This is a genomic window from Xylanivirga thermophila, from assembly GCF_004138105.1.
GTDB lineage: Bacteria > Bacillota > Clostridia > Caldicoprobacterales > Xylanivirgaceae > Xylanivirga > Xylanivirga thermophila.
This window is the reverse complement of the sequence record NZ_RXHQ01000023.1, coordinates 23382-42821: the sequence shown is the minus strand read 5'-3', so window position 1 is coordinate 42821 and position 19440 is coordinate 23382. Positions and strand designations below refer to the sequence as shown.

The window sequence follows — 19440 nt, the reverse complement described above, 5'->3', positions numbered from 1 at the left end:
GTTGTCAAGGTTGGGTAGTATTTTCTCGTATACACTCGAAAATCTCCACCCTCCCCTTGACAAGAGGAAGTAAATGGATAAGTATGATTTTCTCAAAAAGTGTTGCATTTAATATTGCAATTTAGACCCAGTTTTCGATTGAAATATGGTACAGTTTTCGGTTGACAAATACAAAAATAGTGCTCTTTTGATTACTATAGAATTTTCTATATTGTTTTTGATACTATGGCTCTGTTTTGCAGATGAAATTTTGCTTGAAGATTTATGGGTGAATCTTTTATCTGGTTTTATTGCTTCTATTTCTACAATAACAGTTATCGATAATATTCTTAAAAAGCAAATTGAGGAAGATAATTTGCCATTAAAGCTTGCTATGTATAGAAATGTCCAACTTTTTGTATCTCGACTTATTTCACTTTGGCAAGAGATGTATGTATAATCAGTAGTACTTGAAAAGAAGCTTTTAATTAATGAAATTTTTACCCCAGAAAATATTCATAAAATATACACACAATTAGACTTGGAAGGGTTTCCTAATGTTACGCAAAGACAAAATTGGTTTAATTATATAGACAACTTGAAACCAGACCTTTATGAAAGAGGAAACAAAATACTAGATAGGTATGTAAAATTTAATGAACCAGATTTAATGCAAGCTATACATCATACTATTAATGATAGTGCATTCATCGGAAATTTACAAGTTGTTAATAGAATTAGAAAAGCAGATGAACTAGATAATATACCAAGATGTCCAATATTGGAATTTCATGCACCACCACCCAATAATACTGATTTTGATATGCTTAACTGTCTATTTGAGTGGTGTAGGTCTCAATATAGAATATTAAGCGAAAACTATAAAGTTTATGCAATTCAAGAAACTGTAGTTGTAATAAATCCAAATACATCACCTAATTCTGTAATGACTCAAGAAAAAATGAATCAAAGGAACAGTGAATATAATAACTGGATTAAGACAACGTTGACAAGTATCTAATAGGTATAGAATTGAGAGTGCTATGCCTTTCAATTTGAAAAAGATACGGTGCCAGTCACTTAACTTAATAACTTATGGAATGTTATGAATGCATTATACAATTAGGACATGCATATTATTTGTATAAATGAAATAATAGATACCCCAAAATATGAGGTGGAGTCAATGAAGGAAAATCTATTAAATTTACTAAGAAAGACCGATGAAATTCAGTCATATTTCTATTTTTCTAAGGCAAGTGGTTTTTCTAGAAATATTATCTATAATAAACCTGAGTTTATTAACTGGAAACAAGAATTAATATATGAACTTAGTGATATTTACAAAACAACAAATGATGAATTTATAAATAAAATAATTATTTTATTGGAGAAAGATTTTATCGGTTGGAGAGATGAAATTTTATTTAAAGAATTAAGAGGAAATTTAATGGTCTTAGAAAAAAACATAGATAAATATTTTCCAAAAGAAAATGATGTTCAAAATAATATGATAATAAATGAAAAGTTACATAAAAAAACAAAAACATTTATAAGTCATTCCAACAAAGATATAGATTATGTTGAAGAAATAGTTAAGCTTTTAGAAAGTATAGGTTTAAGGGCAGGACAACTATTTTGTTCTTCTATACCTGGATATGGAATACCATTGGGAGAGGATATTTATGATTTCTTAAAAGTACAGTTTCAAAGGTATAATCTTCATATAATATTTGTATTATCAAAAAACTACTATGATAGTATCGCTTGTTTAAATGAAATGGGTGCAGCATGGATATTACAAAATAATTATACTACTATATTGTTACCAGATTTTGAATTTCAGGAAATTCAGGGTGCAATCAACCCAAGAAAAATAGCCTTAAAACTTGATGGTGATAAAAGAGAATCTAAAGAAAAATTACACCAATTAAAAGAATTGCTAATTAAAGAATTTGATTTAGGAGATTTACCCAGTACTCGATGGGAAGAAATTAGGGATAGATTTCTAAATAATATAGTCAATAAAGAAATAAATAAAAATGTAATAAGCGATGGAGCTTTAAAGATTTTAACCGAAGCCTGTAGCTCTAAAACTAGAACAATATTATTTGTTGAGACATTATCTGGAAAATACATACAAGTTAATAACAAGAATTATGATATTTCTACAGATTCTAGATTAGAAGCTAAATGGGAAGGATATTTAGAGGAATTAGTGAATAATAACTTTATTAAAGCAAAAAAAGATAAAGGTGAATTGTTTATGGTTACAAGCACTGCTTATGAATTTATAGATAATTTTAAAGAATAGGGTAAGAAGAGCCGACGGTACAAGGTACATAATTTAATCTAATAACATTTGGAATAGCAAGTTCGGTCGCTCCGCTTCCTCGCAAAGGTACCGTTTACTCCCCGACTTTTGTCGAAATTGGGTACAAAGAGATTAATCTAAAAGAACGATCGGTACAAGCTCTCAAAGAGGTTGATAATATCAATCTAATAATAGAAGACTCGGCGATATAGTTTCTTGTTATGCAGATGCAAGTAAGGCTGAGAGAGAATTAGATTGGAACGCGAAACGTGATTTAAATGCTATGTGTAGAGATGCTTGGAGATTTGAGAACGGTACTATAGAATAAACGATTGGATGGACACTTATGATACAACAACTACTTAATTTCTTATCAACTGAATTAACTGTTTTATTAACAGCTGCATTACCTATAATAGAACTTAGAGGAGCTATTCCTGTTGGTATTTCATTAGGGTTATCTCCTTTACATGCTGCTATACTAAGCTTTATAGGTAGCATGATTCCTGTGCCTTTTATTTTATTTACAATAAGACCTATATTTAATTGGATGAAGAGAACGAAGACATTTAGAAAGCTAGTACATAGACTTACAGATAAATCACTTAATAAGTCAGGAAAAACCCAAAAATATGGCGCGTGGGGGTTGTTGGTATTCGTTGCGATTCCACTACCAGGGACAGGTGTAAGGAGCGGAAGTCTAGCTGTGGCTTTACTTGATATGAGATTTAAATGGGCTTTTCCAGCTATATTTTTTGGTAACTTGGTAGCTGGTATTCTGATAATGGGACTTAGTCATGGGTTTGTTAGTGTATTTGGTGGGTAGCGAGTTTAAGGAGCTCGCTTTTGTTTTAGGGGGATAGAAGCTCGGTTGCTTCGCTTCTTCGCAAGGGTACCGAGCACCACCCGAGTTTTGTCGAATTAAACTTTAGGTGGCAAGATCCCTTTTCAAATTGTAGACAGCATACCTACCAATATTGCCTCTAACCTTCGCAGATGTAAGTAAGGCAGATAGGGAACTAGGCTGGAAAGCTGGGCGAGGTATTAGAGAGATGGTTAGGGATGCGTGGCGGTTTGATATGGTGTATAAGAAGTAAAATTAAATAGACATCGATAGAATCACAGGATAGCATAATTACTTAATTACATAGCAACCTGGGATTTATGTGTATGATGGGTGAACGTCTAATAAGTATATCCGGGAGGTGAGGAAATTGAAGGGACGACATGGTGATTTAGATATTTTAAATAAGATTATTATGAATTCCAGTGAAGGCCAAAACATTGAACTCAAAAATACTAGCATTTCAATTATATACTTAGGCAATCCAATGTATTTTATTTTGCCTAGTAACAATTCTGAAGAGGGGATATTAGTTGAAGTTGAACATAGTTTATCAGCTGAATTAATTGGTCAGGATAAGTTAGAAGTACTTTTAGAAAATTTTAATGATAAGTTAAATTCAGTATTAATATTCCAAAGGCCATTTTTAAGCGAGATTACTATAAGTGGTAGTATTACTAAAATAATGGATCCAATTACACTAGAAAAAGATATTAATGTTATTAGAGCAAACCATTTGGCAAGAAGTATGAGCACCAATTGGAAAAGAGGTTATTTACTCTTTAAAGGAGACGATAAATCGTATTTGCAAATTAATGAAGGTTTAAGAGAAAGAATAGCAAAAGGTCTTCAGTCATATGTACATACTAATATTTTTGGATTTCTTACACAAGAGATATATAATCAATTTATTGAAAACAAGGAAAAGTTCATACTATTATCGAATGCGAAAATTGTAAGGAAATAGAAATATATCATGCTTTTTAAATAGTAAATAGATTATGTGATAGTAGATATTGCAGGAAATGTTCTAAAAGTAGATTTAAAAACTTAATGGGGGTTTCATTTATAAATGGGTTTGTTGCAGTATAGATTTTATTACTTAAAGGGAGTAAATACATTTTTAGCTGTAATATTAGAGAGGGATATATGAATGGAAAAGGCAATATTAGCGAGATTAGAAGACGAGTATGAAATGTATGTAAAAGATACTCTACCAAAACTTTGCTATAAAAATATAGATGTTGTAAGTATAGACTAGATAAGGATGAATGGAGCAATTATAAATATTTTGTAAAACATTTTATAAGTAGAAATATGCTATAATAAGGGCAATATAATTACATTACATGGATAAAAGAGGTTAGTATATGAATTCAGCAAAAAAGATGGCAAAGACAACTACAATACTTATGATAATAACCCTTGTAAGCAAGGTATTTGGGTTTGTTCGTGAGACGGTAATTGCAAGATATTTTGGTGCAGGGATGGAGGCGGATGCCTATTTTATGGCCCTTGGTATCCCAAATTTGATATTTGCAAGCATTGGCGCTAGTATATCTACTACCTTTATACCTCTATATACCCAGCTTATGAATGTAGATGGGAAAAAGGCAGCCAATACTTTTGCAAGCAATCTATTGAATATAATCAGCATTATATGCTGCTTTTTATTGATTTTGGGTATAATCTTCTCCCCAAATCTTGTAAATCTTTTAGCACCTGGCTTTTCAGGGGCTAAATATGATTTGACTGTAGTTATTACCAGGATACTGTTTATAGGCGCCATATTCAACATGATATCAGCGGTTTTAACAGGTATATTGCAGTCCAATGAAAGCTTTTTAGGCCCTGCATTGGTAGGATTTCCTTATAATATTGCAGTCATACTAGGCTGTATATTTTTCACAAGATATTATGGGGTTTATGCTTTAACTATAGCTACCCTCATAGGTACGATGGGACAGGCCCTTATTCAGTTATTCTTTATAAAAGGGAAATACTCTTATAATAGGGTGCTTGACTTTAAGGATCCATATGTAAAAAGATTAGTCTTCCTTATAATCCCCGTACTCATAGGTACTGCCATAGGACAGATAAATACGGTTGTGGATAAGGCATTGGCATCAAGTCTAGAGCAGGGAAGTGTATCTGCTATAAATTATTCCAGCCGCCTTACAGGTTTTGTACAGGGTATATTTGTATCAAGTGTTATAACCGTAATATATCCTTTTTTCTCCCAATTGTGTGCAAAGGATGATTATGACGATCTAAACAAGTATATATCCGGTTCCATAAATATATTCACAATGATCATGCTGCCCATTACAATAATCACCATATTATACAGCAGAGATATTGTAAGTATCGTATTTGAACGTGGTGAGTTTGTGAAAAAAGATGTGGAACTGACTGCCTTTTCATTGGTATTCCTATCCCTTGGTTTCTTACCCTTTGCAATAAGGGAGGTTTTTAACAAGGCATTTTATGCCTTGCAGGATACAAGGACTCCCATGATAAATGGGACTATTGCTGTTTTAGTAAATATTACGGTTGATTTTTTGTTGGTTAAGCATCTAAATGTAGGGGGACTGAGCCTTGCTACCTCCCTATCATTTTTAGCTTCCGTTATATGCTTTCTAATATCGTGGAAGAGAACCATGCGCTGTAGTATTGGTGAGATAGTAGATCTTAAAGGGTTAGGGAAGCTCATTATAACCGCCATACTATTTTTTATTGTAATCTGGATATTTAATAAAAAGGGAGTACATCTATTTTTATCTGTAATATTAGGAGGAATTATCTATATATGTATACTATGGCTATTTGGAGCGAGGGAGCTTAAGGTAGCCTACTCCTATATTTCAAAGAAGTTTTCAAATAGAAAATAGAGAAAGGTTGATGTAAGATATGTCCATATTGGTAACTGGAGGTACAGGATATATCGGAAGTCATACCTGTGTAGAGCTTTTAGATGCAGGGTATGATGTGATAGTGGTAGATAATCTTTCAAATAGCAAGATTAAGGCTATAGATCACATAGAGGGGATAACGGGAAAGATACTAAAGTTCTATAAACTAGATATATTAAATCGGGAAGGCATGTATAATGTTTTTGAGGAAAATGACATTGAAGCGGTGATCCATTTTGCAGGGCTAAAGGCGGTGGGGGAGTCTGTAGAAGAGCCTTTAAGGTACTATCAGAATAATATTACAGGCACATTGGTTTTATGTGAGGCTATGCAAAGGTATGGCGTTAAAAATATGGTATTTAGCTCATCTGCTACAGTCTATGGTATGGATAATGAATCGCCACTTACTGAAGACTTACCCCTTAGTGCTACTAATCCATATGGATGGACCAAGATTATGATAGAACAAATCTTAAGAGATACATATGCATCCGATGGTACATGGAGCATAGCCTTGCTTAGATATTTTAACCCTATAGGTGCCCATGAAAGTGGGAGGATTGGCGAGGATCCAAATGGGATTCCAAACAACTTGATGCCATATATAACCCAGGTGGCTGCAGGAAAGCGGAAAATGCTTAATATATTTGGCAATGACTATGATACTCCTGATGGTACTGGGATAAGGGACTATATCCATGTGGTGGATTTAGCAAAGGGACATCTAAAGGCACTTCAAAAGGTTATCGAATCTAACGGGATAGATGCATATAATCTTGGCACTGGTATAGGGTATAGCGTACTTGATGTGGTAAAGGCATTTGAAAAGGCTACGGGGAAGGAGATCCCATATGTTATGGCAGATAGAAGGGCGGGAGATATAGCTTCTTGCTATGCAGATCCCTCAAAGGCATATAGAGAGCTTGGATGGAAGGCAGAGAAGGATATTTATGATATGTGCAAGGATGCATGGAGATGGCAAGTAAACAATCCAAATGGGTATGAGTAATTATGACAGACTTTGCAAATTTATTTGTCATTTAGACTTTGCAAATTTATTTGTGGATAGACAAGGAACTTATGGAGCTTTTGCCGAAATTTATAATACAAGTGGAAGAATAATCGTCAATAATTTAACTTTAGGAGGAGAGATTGAAAATGGGGTAAGACATATGCAAGGTGTACCGGCACATTTAGAATATATTCATAGGGATGAAAATACTAGACGCTATAAGAAAAGATGTATTTATTTTGATAAATACATATGTAAATGTAATAAGTCACCAAATTATATGTGTAAATGCTATAGTCCAACTATTTGTATGTATTATAGAGAGAAGGATGAAAATTCACGAGATAATAAAACATCTATTGCACATAATTATATTCAAAATGCCTATCAAAAAAATCAGCCATCAGACAAAATAAATATTAACTGTAAAGTCAAACTATATGATTTTCAATACAAAGAGCATATAACAATTTATCTAGTAGAATTGAAAAACAAAAATGTCAGCAAACATAAAATATCAATAGATACTCCTTTAGGGAAAGAGTTAATAGGCAAGGATGTAAATGATATTATAGAAATTGAAACTGAAAAAGCTTATAGATATAAGATTGTTTCATGGGATAAGATAACTTGAATGTTATGCAAAAGGTATAGAAATGATAAAGAAAAATAATATATTAAAAAATTATATATATATACTAACTGTATAGTAGATGTTAGAAGTATACCCTATTCAAAGAATGCTTCCCAATTTAATTCTGATCAAATAAAAAACTTTTTGAACGAGAATAATATGTATTATATATTCATGGGCAAGTAGCTTTGGGCATGCTATGTAAGATAGGAGTTTGTATACTAAAGGGATACATATTTTAGGAATATTGGGAAAAACCAGCTTTAATGGATATGAAGTAAAGAATATATAGGAAAATGGGGATGTTCAAACTCAAGGAGATCAACTTATTAAAGAAGCCTATAAATTGAGAAACAGAGATATAGGATACCGTACAGAGCAAGACAAGATATAAATTGGTTTATAACGGAAAAGGATATGATTGTTAGGCCCTACTTATGTAGGGCTTATTTTTAATTATAAGACACGATAAATCAATTAAGAACTGCTGATTATTATAAAATTTTTTATGGATATAGAAGGAATTTATGGGACTTATGTCGAAATTTTTATTGTAAATGGAGAAATGTAATAAATGAAGTAAGAGTATAACAAGTGGAGTGAGAAAGATGGGGTTGCTTAATACTTTTGACAAGCCTGTATTTCTAAAAGAGGATAGTGATACAATACAGTTTCTATGTAGACTAAAAGAGTTGCAGACGCAGGCATCGGGAAAAGCAAAATATATTATAGATAGGGAAATTAAACTAGCGTCAATGGGGGAAATAGGTGAAAAGAATATAGCATTTGAGTTAAAAAACAGTGGTATGCAAATGTATATAATGCATGATATGCATTTTGAAATAAATGGGCTATCGGCCCAAGTTGATTATATAGTTGTAACCAGAAAGATTACGTTTATTATAGAATGTAAAAATCTTATAGGTGATATTGATATTGATAGTGAAGGCAATTTTATAAGAAAATATGAGCTTAATGGCAAACGCATAAAAGAGGGTATCTATTCTCCCATAACTCAAAATCAAAGGCACTTGGAGATACTTAGGCAAATAAAAAGGGAATCCAAAGGGAATATGCTTTCTAAGATGTTATTTGATAAATACTTTGATGAAAACTATAAATCTATTGTGGTATTGGCTAATCCTAAAACTGTATTGAATGCGAGATATGCCAAAAAGGAAGTCAAACAAATGGTAATTAGGGCTGATCAACTGAATAAATACATCAAGAATGTCTATCAACAGTCTAAGCAGCCGGCTCTTAATGATAGGGATATTAAAGAGTTTGCAGAAGGACTTTTGGCCCTGCATACACCTAATAAATCAGACTATACGAAGAAATATGAATTACTCCTTAAGAATATATCGGATGCAGATAAACAAACACATAATAAAGCTGAGCTGATAAAACAGCTAAAGGAATTTAGGCTACAGAGGAGCAGGGAAGAAAATATAAAGCCGTATTATATTTTTAGTGATAAACAGATGATGGATTTAATAGATAAGATGCCAAATTCAAAGGAAGAATTGTTGCAGGTTTCAGGATTTGGAGAAGTAAAAACCGAAAAATATGGGGACATAATATTAAAAATTATATCTGGTTATAGCTAGGTATATATTTGATTGGAATATTATCTGCATGCAGCAATAAAAAAGTATATTATCATAAGAACAAGAAAGTCAGGTGTTAAATATGGAATATGCTAATGATAGTAATGGCAAACGTATACATTATAGTAAAGGGAAAAAAGGATTTTCATATAAATGCCCTTATTGTTTAGAACCAGTACTTGTTCGTGATGGATTAAATGCTTGTTTTTATCATAGACCTATTCGCGATAGAACACCCCAACAAAGGACATGTCCAGAATACCATGAGGATAAATCATATAAAAGAATTGATAATAAATTAGATATTATTTACATAAATAATGGTGGAATCCCATTATATTTGTGTAGCAACGAAGGAAGATTTCAACTTAAAGCCTATTTCCCACAAATTAGTGAAGAAAGCTTTAAGCAATTGAAACAAGCAGGAACTAAAATTTATGTAAATACAAAGGCACAATCAGAAATAGATAGAAAAGTATATACAGTTGATGAACTATATTTTTATCCTGTTAATACAATTGAAAAGTGGATTTACATAGAGTGCAAACCTGCAGTTTCATTGACAGATGTCAGGCAAAAGTGGTTGTGGGGCATTAGAGGTGTAGACATAGAAAACGATATATATCATTCCAATAAGGATGGTGGATATAGGGTTGCATTAAAAGCAGATATTAGTGTCGGAAAAACATATAGAATTATGTTTTATAATAATCCACCAAAGGTAAGAGGGATAAGTTTTGAGCAAGTAGGAGAAATATTTCTTAAAAAGGGATATACAACTCAAATTATTGCTGTATATGAAATGAGCATAGATAGTTTTACTGAGGAAGCCAGAAGATTTATAGAAGGCAAGGGATATAGACTGGTAGAAAAATCAAGTGAACTATTGCCATTATGGCCTCCGGCAGTATTTAAAGGAAATGAAATAACATTTAACAAACGTAAGGCTCTTTTTTTATATATTAATAATTCAAAAAAAGAGAATTTATATTTTATACTATATAATAAAATGTTTGAAATTGATCATACTGAGGGTAAAAATTGTATTATACCATTAACGGTAGATGCAAATAAATCAATTGTTATAACAGACGAAGAAAATGAACGATTTAGTTCTGAGATAAAGTATAATATTTCATATAATCCATCTTTAATTAAAAAACAGCAATTAAAGCAGCAAATTGTAATCAAGGACTCAAATGATATAGAAGTGGATTTTAGTGATGCAAATATAAAACCACCTAAGGATGGAAAACTTTATATAAGTTCGAACATCCCATTCTGTGCTACAGTGCTTAATAAGGATTATGTAATATATTCAAGTAATGCATGTTTCGAAAATGTAGATTATATTTTTAATTTATTAATAAACAGTGGAGCCTTTGGAATAAAGAAATATACATATAAAAGAAAAAATTACAAGATAGAAGGATCTGGCAATATAGATTGGAAGGGAGAATTTTTGAAGCTTTATAGATGTAATGGTCCAACTATTAATGCTGATAATCATTATTTTCAATTACTGTACTTATTATCTCAAAACATTAATAGAAGCAATGTTCAATTATATAGATTGCTTGAAACTTGGATAAAGACTAATGCAATTCCCATTTCTGCTGTAAAATATATGGACGATATTTTTAAATCTTTAGGGGGAGTATCTAATGAATAATGGGGTTATGTTATCAGATGATTTTCTGGATAAATTAACTGATGAAGAAGTATATTTGTTGATAAATATGATTCCTAAGCAATCTCTTTTAGATCCCATTAAGAAGTATCCAAAAGCATTTGCAGGTGTAACTACTGGACTTAGAATAGATGTTAAATCGAAGAGGTTGATGGGCAGATTACCTAAAATATACTTTGATAGGATAAGGAGATATGATATAAATATTATAAATAAAGTAAAATATAATACGACTTTGGCTATAAATGCGGTTAACGATCATATTTTTGAAACGACTTCAGATGAAAAATTTTTAGAAAAAGTCTTATCAGACAATGATATAGTTAATTTTGACAAATTAATAGATATGATTTTGGATACATGGAAGCTGGAGTACAAGAAACCAGAATATATAAAATTGTTTTTTAAGCTAATGGGTAAAAATATAAGTAATGAGCAAAGCAATTACATTGATGCATATATAAGAACAATAGATATTAAAAAGAAGACGGAAAAGGAAATATCTAAAAGGTTGGAAAATGAGTATCAAAATAAAATTAAGGCTATGGAAGAGGAATATAGGCTTGAGATTTACAATCAGATTCAAAAAACAAAAGAAATAAAAGAAAAATTATATGCTAAAAACATGGAGATTTCTGATGAAAAAATGGCTTCTAATTTGCTACGTGCTCAAATAGAAGAAATTAAAATCCAAAAAAATAAAGAGATGGATATTTTACAAGATAAGATAAAATCTTTAAATATTCAGGTTGAAAATATGAATAAAAAAAATATTAAATTAACAAATGAGATAAAGGTAAAAATTTCAACTATAGAAAAACTAACAAAACAAATAGATCTAAAATATGATGAGTATAGTATCATTGCACAGGAAAAGTGGGATTTGGAGCATGAACAATTATTGAATATAATAAGCTCTCTTGATAAAGAGTGTGAAGAGTTAAAAAAGTCAAAAGTAATGTTAAACAATGATATTAAGATGTTAGAGAATGAAAAAATAGGGTTGGGGATTAAAATAGATGAATATAAGAATATCATAAAGGAATTTATTGAAAACATTGACAAAAAGCTAATTGAGAAGGCTTTATATGATTCACTATTAAAATGTAATTCTAACAATCCTATACAAGTACAAAATACTGGAGCTCAGGATACTGATTTATACATTAAAAAGAATGAAAAAGCATCACATATAAAAAAATGCGTTAATATATACGATTTTGCAGAAAACATCGCAATCAATCTAGAAAATATAGGCGTTAAGAAAATAGCTGATGAAGTCGCAAACTATATTGTTGGAATTTTAGCAGCAGGTATGACACCTCTAATTTGTGGGTACAAGGCTAGAGAAATAGCCACTGCAATTAGTACTGCATATAGCGGCGAAACTCCATATATTATTACTTTGCCAAATGGTTATACAAACTCAAAAGAATTGCTAGAAGTTTACAATATGACAGACTCGAATGTTGTTTTAATTGAGGATGCTGTTGGCACAATGAATGAAAATTCCTTGATGCCATTGTTAAGAGAAAAATCGCAGATGATATTTTCAAATAAGCTTTTACTGCTATCAACAGAAAATATAGATTCTATAAAATATATGCCACATAATTTATTCAATCAAGTTGCTCTTGTTATGATAAGCGAATATGAAATGGGTAAAAAAATGGATTATGAGAATAGTGATGCGCAAAAAGTATTAAAAGAATTTAGCTCATCAAATGATTTTAAGCATGAGCGCAAAGTACTTAAAAGGCTTATACGTGATTTGAAATTTAGTATTCCATATGAAATATTGAGAGCCAATATTATTGCATATGCAAAAAAACTATCAAATGTAGAGATAGCTTTTGAAGGATACTTAAGATCCGAACTTATATTTATATGCAAATGTAATAATATGCTAGTTGATTTGGAACAAAATATACAAAAATATCAACTGGGAGATAATTTGATAGAAATTGTTAGAGGTGCATTAAATGAATAATTCACTAATAAAACAAATATCATTTGATTTAAATATTGGAAAATATAGCGATGAAACAAATGAGGAATATGGAAACAGGCTAGTCTATACCGCATTAGCGGCTTGGGCAAGGAATTTGGTATTGGGAGAATCATACACTGATTTAAATGAAGAAGCGGCAAATAGCAATTACCATAATGTAGACATAATGCACATTCAATCTAGATTAACACAAATTGCATACGGAATGCTAACGGTAATTCCTCATTCTAAGACTTGGTTTGGTAATGGGTCAATTGAGATTCAAAGTAGCACTATTGCCAGTAATATAATTGATAATTTAATTTTTTGTTATGAACTATCAAGACTTAATGATGCAAGAAGGCTGACTAATTCACCAATTAGAAATGCTGCTTTCAAGAATAACGAACTTGTCTTAGGTGGTGAACAGTGGCAAAACTCTAATAAAACATTAATATCAGTTGGATTGGGGAGGTGGATGCAAGATACAAAATGTTCTGAGAATTATAAGGAAATATTTAATTTGCCCAATTATACCTATGGTGAATATTATCATATTCTTTTGGATTCTGTACTTTGGAAAGAAGCTAATTTAGACGGAAAATATAAAATCTTTAAAACCGGTACAGGACTTTTCTATAACAAAGTATGGCAAGATTTTATTAAGGGAAAACTTGCACGAGGTTTATCTTTATTGAAAAGTATAGAAGTGGGTGGTGGCTATTTATTAGTCAACAGAGATAAAGATCAAATATATAGCGCTAGACTTGATAAATGGTATTATGAAGAAAAGGAAATATATAGAATAATGTATATGCTTGATAGTCATAATGAAACACCAGCGATTTTTAAAGCAAAAAAATATAATGATTATATATTATTACATTGTCATAGTATATTACCTAATCCTGAAATGAGAATCATACTTATGTCATCATGGCCTGGAAGATTTTTTAATGATTTTTATTACAGAATTATACCTAATTTTATATGGGATGAAGTAGAAAAATTGCTAACTAATCTAGGTATTAAAATTGAATATATTGATATTTAAAGGGGATGTAAGATGTGAGTGAATATGGAATTAGAGAAACGCATGATAGACTGAAACAAAGGTTGTCAAACTACATAAAAGCACAATATTTTGCTGAAAATGAACTGTTACTTGAAGCAACTAAAGATTTATTAACTAGGAAGGGAGTGCTTTTTCAGGAGCCCTATATAGAAGCAACGCAGAGTTATAAAATTATGGAAGATGGGTTTGACAGTGTATACTTACCGGATAATATAAGAAAATATCTAAATCTACTTATGGAGAATAATCTGGGAGTATTTAACAAGCCGTTTTACCACCAAGCAAAGGCTTTGGAGGATTTTTACAGCGAAAAGGATCTCTTGATTACCACAGGGACAGGCTCTGGAAAAACTGAATGCTTTATTTGGCCGATATTGACTGAAATGATCAGAGAGGCTCACTTGTCTCCAGATACATGGGAAATAGAAGGTGTTAGAACCTTGATATTATATCCTATGAATGCACTGGTTTCAGATCAGCTTGGTAGAATTAGGAAAATTATTGGTAAATCTGATGATGCATTTATGAATATTATAAAATTTTTATCCCACGATTGTATTAGAAGACCACGGTTTGGAATGTATACTGGTAGAACTCCTTATGCCGGAGAGGATAATTCAGATAAAAATAAGGATTTGGGGAAATTAATATCGCAAAATTATATTAATTGTCCAAAAGAAATATTTGAAGAGTTATATAATATAGGAAGGATACCTTCAAAAGATTTGAATGCTTTTGCAAAAAAACTCTTAAAGGGAGAGCAAATCACCGGAATAGATGATTCTGAATTATTTACCCGTAAAGAGATGCAGAAGATATGTCCGGATCTTTTAATAACAAATTATAGTATGCTTGAATTTATGTTGATGAGGCCTATTGAACAGTGCTTTTGGGATAAAACAAGGAATTGGTTAAATAGTTCTGATGAAAACAAGCTACTACTTGTGATGGATGAGGCGCATATGTATAGGGGAGCATCTGGTGGAGAAGTCTCACTATTGATTAGGAGACTTATGGATAAGCTGGAAATTGGAAGAGATAAACTTAGATGCATACTTACTAGTGCAAGTGTACCGGATGGGAACGATGATAAAATAGTGGAATTTGCTTGTGGATTGACAGGACAAGATTTAAATAAAAACAGCTTTTCAATTATACGAGGTAAAATGGAGGATATCAAAGGGAATGGTAAAGGTAGTGACAAGGATATAGAAATTTTAACAAAATTAGATTATGACAGATTGCAGGGAAGCGATAATGAAGTAAAATCTCAAATCGAGATATTGTCACAGGGACTGAGTTGGGGACAGATAAGTGGGAATATTTACGAATATCTATATAATAACTTATCCCAGTATCCGCCTATGTTGGAATTAATAAAGTTATGCAGTGGTCATGGAGTAGAATTTGGAAAAATAGCCAGCAGTATTTTTACAAGTACAGATCAGATTAAAGCTGAAAAGGCAACTGAAATATTGATTTCACTTGGGACGTTAGCAAAATCAAAGGGAAATAAAGTTTTATTGCCATCTAGAGTGCATCTTTTGTTTAAAGGTTTAAACGGCATATTTGCCTGTTTAAATCCAAGCTGCTCATGCAGTCACGAAGTTATGGGTATAAAATTAGGTAATATAGATGAAAATCCGAGTTTCACCTGCAAGAAGTGTGGAGCTAGGGTATTTGAATTAATCGGTGATAGGCGATGTGGGACGTTATTTATACGTGCTTTCAAGGATAATAAGGATCCTGATAATTTTTTATGGCAGGAGCAGAGTAAGCTATTATATGACCCACAAGAGATACATTTATGGATAGTGCCAAAGGGCAGAAATGATATCTTTAAAAAAGATATGAATAAAAAGAAGGCAGAGCAAATTTCAGCAATAGGATATATTGATTCAAGAACAGGAATGTTGTTTGATTATAATGAAAAATATGAAGAAAATGATAATTTTATAAAAGTTCTAATTCCTACAAAATATAATACTTTCAATACTTGTCCAAATTGTGGGAGGGACAAAACAAGATTAACTCCTTTTAGAACTAGAGGAAATGAACCATTTGCAAATATTGTTACAGAACAACTATGGACACAGCCTTCAAGAAACAAAAAGCTCAAAAATGAAGGAAAGAAGGTTTTGCTTTTTTCTGATAGTAGACAACGTGCGGCTACATTAGCTAGAGATTTAACTATAGCTTCAGATGGAGATGCAGGGAGACAAGCATTGTTTCTTGCTGCCAAGTTATTAGAAAAAGAATATGGTAGGGGAAATGCGCCTATTGAATGGTTGTACTACGCGTTTTTAAAAGTGGTACATGATAACAATGTAAGTTTTTTTTATGGAGATGAAAAAGATACATTTAAATCTCAATTTCATAATTATTGCGAACTATATGCTCATAAGCAAAAAATTAGATATAATAGCATGAAAGGTAAAATTGGAAATCCGCCGGAAATGTTTTACCAACTATTGTTAAAAAATATAAGTGATAGCTATAGATCATTTAACAATCTATGTCTAGGGCAAGTAGTTCTTGTTGAAGGTGGAGACGAAGGGGAAGATATTGATGAAACTTTAGAAATGATTGAGGAACAAATTCAGATAGATATTAAAACCATTAGGGATATATATAATGTCTGGATACAGGATTTAATAGTAAAGGATATTGCAATATTTCCTGAAGTAAAAGATAGCGTCAGGGCTAGTATTCTTCCATATGACAGGGCTGGTTTTGGTGTAGATGAAAAAGCTAAACTTCCTCTGTTTTTAAGGAAGATACTTAAGAATAATGGTATTTCCGAAGGAAAAATGAATATACTTGCGCAAAAATTTCACCTAATGACCAAACAAGGTGATGATTCTGATCGAAATCATAACAGAAGATATATATTACCTGGAATAGTAACCTTGAAGACAAATGAAGATAGTATCTGGTATAGATGCAATAGGTGTGCAGGGACGTCTACTTTTACCCTGTTTGACAGTTGCATATATTGTGGAAGTGATAAACATATAAGAAAATTATCAAGAGATGAATTAAAAAGATATGATTTTTGGAGGAAACCAGTTATTCAAGCGATAAATGGTGCAGCTATAAAGAATATTACAACGGAGGAACATACTGCTCAATTATCCCATAAGGATCAAAGACAAAAAATTCGCTCAACAACTGAGGAATATGAGATGAGATTTAGAAATATAGTATTTGAAGAAGATAGTGAACCAATTGATGTTTTAAGTTGTACTACTACAATGGAAGTAGGTATAGATATTGGTTCATTAACAGCTGTAGGACTTAGAAATATTCCGCCTATGCGAGAAAATTATCAACAAAGGGCAGGACGTGCAGGTAGAAAGGGATCTGCGGTATCAACTATAGTCACTTATACTGAGGATGGTCCTCATGATTCTTGGTATTATAAAAAACCGGAGAAGATGATTTCAGGAGACCCTAGGATACCGTGGATTGATTATAATAACAATAAACTTATTAAAAGACATTTAAATATGATATTTTTGCAGGAATATTTTATAGAAATGGATAGAAGTATTGATGATATTGATACTATAAGTTTTTTTAATCGTGATGATCGGGAAAATTATGAAAATTTTATCAGATGGCTAAATATAAAGATACCCATTGAAGCCAAACGTACTAGTATATTGATTCCAGATTCCAGTGATTTTAATTGGGAGAATTACAAGCAATGTTTTATCAATGAATTACAAGCATTAGGTGAAAGTGTTCTCAATAATCCAATAAAATATACGAGGACAAATGCACCTAAAACCGGAAAGGATGAAGTTGAACAGGATAATAGTGTTACTTTGTTGAATACGCTATTTACTGAGGGATTTTTGCCGACATATTCTTTCCCAAGAAATGTAGTTAACTTCTATATAGAGGATAACTACGGAAATATAATAGAAAGCCCAGAACGAAGAATAGATATAGCTTTAAGCGAATATGCCCCTGGGAGAATGATTGTAGTAAATAAAAAATCATATATTTCAGGAGGCATATATAATCACTATACAAAATATAATAAAGAGTTTAAATATAAGGCTGCTGAGCCATGGCTTGAGATGAAGGAATACAATAAAAAAGTGTATTGTTGTAAAAATAGGAACTGTGGATGGTTTGGTTTAGAAAGTAATGATTTAAAATGTCCTTTATGTGGTTCAACAGTAGAAGAACACACTATGATTAAACCTTGGGGGTTTGCTGCTAGAGAAGGGAAGAATATACCAGAGACACGTGATAATCAGGAGTATTCGGCTATAAGTATACCATCGTATTCATCGATGCCGCAGGATTTAAGTAAGATGGAATCAATATCCAAAACCGGGTTAATGAAAATGGAAAATAGAGCGGATCAACAAATAATAATGATTAATAAAGGGCCTAAAGAGGAAGGGTTTAATTTATGCACTAAATGTGGAGCTATAGATCCGGAAGAGTGCTTAGAAACTGAAAAAAGAAATAGAAAACGGCCATATAGAATCCCAATTTGTAAAAGTGACAATCAGTCATGTTCTCACGACAGGGAGACTGTTTTTTTAGGTTATGATTTTAAAACTGATATGTTAGTTTTAGAGTTAAAACTTGAAAAGGATAAAATAAACATTGAAGAGCAAAACTTAAATATCTGGGTCATCCCTGCATTGACGACACTTGCTGAAACTTTAGCGTTATCTGCTAGTGACGAGCTTGATGTGGAGTTTAGTGACTTGAAATCAGGTTATAGAATTCGCTATGATGAAAATTGTATTTATGCTGATGTCTATTTATATGATAGCCTTTCAAGTGGAGCCGGTTATTCAAGCAGGGTTGCAGATCTAATTGATAATGTACTGAATAATGTTGAGAAAAGATTAAAATCTTGTAATTGTGATTCTTCATGTCCAAACTGTATAAGACATTTTTGGAATCAATCGGTACATGAAAATTTGGATAGAAAAGCAGGTTTGCAATTACTAAAATGGGTAAGGGATGGAGAAATAGCAACAGAGCTTTCCGAAACGGAACAAAAAAAATATTTAGATAAGATAGATACTATCGTAAAATTGCAGTATGGAGACAATTATGGAATGATTAAAGGTAATGGAGATTCATATTTTTGTGTAAATATTAAAGGTAATATTAAGCCAATAAAAGTATATCCGGCCATGTGCGCTACTTCTTCTATTAAAAATAATGATAATGCAATATTGATACCGGATAGATTATTTAGGGTTGCTATCTCTAATGCATGGAAAATTGTTAGAAAAGCGTTTTTATAAAGTAAAAAATTAAAGACTAAGAGAATATTACAACATATTAACATTTATTAAGTAGAATATTTTTGGAAACCTTGATTTTTATATGTCAAAAAAGG

Annotated in this window: 14 protein-coding genes; all 14 read left to right on the top strand. The window is 31.7% G+C overall.

Annotated elements, in window-relative coordinates:
• Positions 1 to 145 precede the first annotated feature (145 nt).
• The 14 genes from EJN67_RS10285 (at position 146) to EJN67_RS10215 (ending at position 19345) form a co-directional block, all read left to right on the top strand.
• Positions 146 to 439: a hypothetical protein gene (locus EJN67_RS10285; RefSeq protein WP_129724225.1), complete on the top strand. Its 294-nt coding sequence runs from the start codon at positions 146 to 148 to the stop codon at positions 437 to 439.
• Positions 440 to 577: 138 nt separating this feature from the next.
• Complete coding sequence (locus EJN67_RS10280) at positions 578 to 1000, top strand: hypothetical protein (RefSeq protein WP_129724224.1); 423 nt, start codon at positions 578 to 580, stop codon at positions 998 to 1000.
• A gap of 165 nt (positions 1001 to 1165) precedes the next feature.
• A complete protein-coding gene (locus EJN67_RS10275) occupies positions 1166 to 2293 on the top strand; it encodes a toll/interleukin-1 receptor domain-containing protein (protein ID WP_165000837.1) in 1128 nt (375 codons plus the stop codon).
• Between the two features lie 346 nt (positions 2294 to 2639).
• Positions 2640 to 3119, top strand: coding sequence for a COG2426 family protein (locus EJN67_RS10265; protein WP_129724222.1), 480 nt, complete (start codon positions 2640 to 2642; stop codon positions 3117 to 3119).
• Between the two features lie 388 nt (positions 3120 to 3507).
• Positions 3508 to 4104 (top strand): hypothetical protein, encoded by a 597-nt coding sequence (locus EJN67_RS10260; RefSeq protein WP_129724221.1) that lies wholly within the window; start codon positions 3508 to 3510, stop codon positions 4102 to 4104.
• A 403-nt stretch (positions 4105 to 4507) separates the two neighbouring features.
• The gene (murJ, locus tag EJN67_RS10255; protein WP_129724220.1) at positions 4508 to 6028 is read left to right on the top strand and encodes a murein biosynthesis integral membrane protein MurJ; all 1521 of its coding nucleotides are present in this window, start codon (positions 4508 to 4510) and stop codon (positions 6026 to 6028) included.
• A 19-nt stretch (positions 6029 to 6047) separates the two neighbouring features.
• Positions 6048 to 7058: a UDP-glucose 4-epimerase GalE gene (galE, locus tag EJN67_RS10250; RefSeq protein WP_129724219.1), complete on the top strand. Its 1011-nt coding sequence runs from the start codon at positions 6048 to 6050 to the stop codon at positions 7056 to 7058.
• A complete protein-coding gene (locus tag EJN67_RS10245; protein ID WP_165000836.1) occupies positions 7051 to 7695 on the top strand; it encodes a GreA/GreB family elongation factor in 645 nt (214 codons plus the stop codon). The genes galE and EJN67_RS10245 overlap by 8 nt, the downstream gene beginning before the upstream one ends.
• Positions 7696 to 7737: 42 nt before the next feature.
• On the top strand, positions 7738 to 7881 hold the full coding sequence (locus EJN67_RS14545) for a DUF488 family protein (protein ID WP_129724229.1): 144 nt from the start codon (positions 7738 to 7740) through the stop codon (positions 7879 to 7881).
• Positions 7882 to 8303: 422 nt separating this feature from the next.
• The gene (locus tag EJN67_RS10235) at positions 8304 to 9305 is read left to right on the top strand and encodes an HRDC domain-containing protein (RefSeq protein WP_129724217.1); all 1002 of its coding nucleotides are present in this window, start codon (positions 8304 to 8306) and stop codon (positions 9303 to 9305) included.
• 82 nt (positions 9306 to 9387) lie between these two features.
• A complete protein-coding gene (locus tag EJN67_RS10230) occupies positions 9388 to 10977 on the top strand; it encodes a hypothetical protein (RefSeq protein ID WP_129724216.1) in 1590 nt (529 codons plus the stop codon).
• Complete coding sequence (locus EJN67_RS10225) at positions 10970 to 12985, top strand: coiled-coil domain-containing protein (protein WP_129724215.1); 2016 nt, start codon at positions 10970 to 10972, stop codon at positions 12983 to 12985. Before EJN67_RS10230 ends, EJN67_RS10225 begins: the two co-directional genes overlap by 8 nt.
• Entirely contained in the window at positions 12978 to 14039 is a 1062-nt protein-coding gene (locus tag EJN67_RS10220) for a hypothetical protein (RefSeq protein ID WP_129724214.1), read from the top strand. Before EJN67_RS10225 ends, EJN67_RS10220 begins: the two co-directional genes overlap by 8 nt.
• Before the next feature lie 14 nt (positions 14040 to 14053).
• Positions 14054 to 19345 (top strand): DEAD/DEAH box helicase, encoded by a 5292-nt coding sequence (locus EJN67_RS10215; protein ID WP_129724213.1) that lies wholly within the window; start codon positions 14054 to 14056, stop codon positions 19343 to 19345.
• Positions 19346 to 19440: the final 95 nt, after the last annotated feature.

Excerpts from the sequence above, each read along its gene's own strand:
- EJN67_RS10285 (WP_129724225.1), top strand. The coding sequence starts at position 146 with ATGGTACAGTTTTCGGTTGACAAATACAAAAATAGTGCTCTTTTGATT.
- EJN67_RS10275 (WP_165000837.1), top strand. The coding sequence starts at position 1,166 with ATGAAGGAAAATCTATTAAATTTACTAAGAAAGACCGATGAAATTCAG.
- EJN67_RS10265 (WP_129724222.1), top strand. The coding sequence starts at position 2,640 with ATGATACAACAACTACTTAATTTCTTATCAACTGAATTAACTGTTTTA.
- murJ (WP_129724220.1), top strand. The coding sequence starts at position 4,508 with ATGAATTCAGCAAAAAAGATGGCAAAGACAACTACAATACTTATGATA.
- galE (WP_129724219.1), top strand. The coding sequence starts at position 6,048 with ATGTCCATATTGGTAACTGGAGGTACAGGATATATCGGAAGTCATACC.
- EJN67_RS10245 (WP_165000836.1), top strand. The coding sequence starts at position 7,051 with ATGAGTAATTATGACAGACTTTGCAAATTTATTTGTCATTTAGACTTT.
- EJN67_RS10235 (WP_129724217.1), top strand. The coding sequence starts at position 8,304 with ATGGGGTTGCTTAATACTTTTGACAAGCCTGTATTTCTAAAAGAGGAT.
- EJN67_RS10230 (WP_129724216.1), top strand. The coding sequence starts at position 9,388 with ATGGAATATGCTAATGATAGTAATGGCAAACGTATACATTATAGTAAA.
- EJN67_RS10225 (WP_129724215.1), top strand. The coding sequence starts at position 10,970 with ATGAATAATGGGGTTATGTTATCAGATGATTTTCTGGATAAATTAACT.
- EJN67_RS10220 (WP_129724214.1), top strand. The coding sequence starts at position 12,978 with ATGAATAATTCACTAATAAAACAAATATCATTTGATTTAAATATTGGA.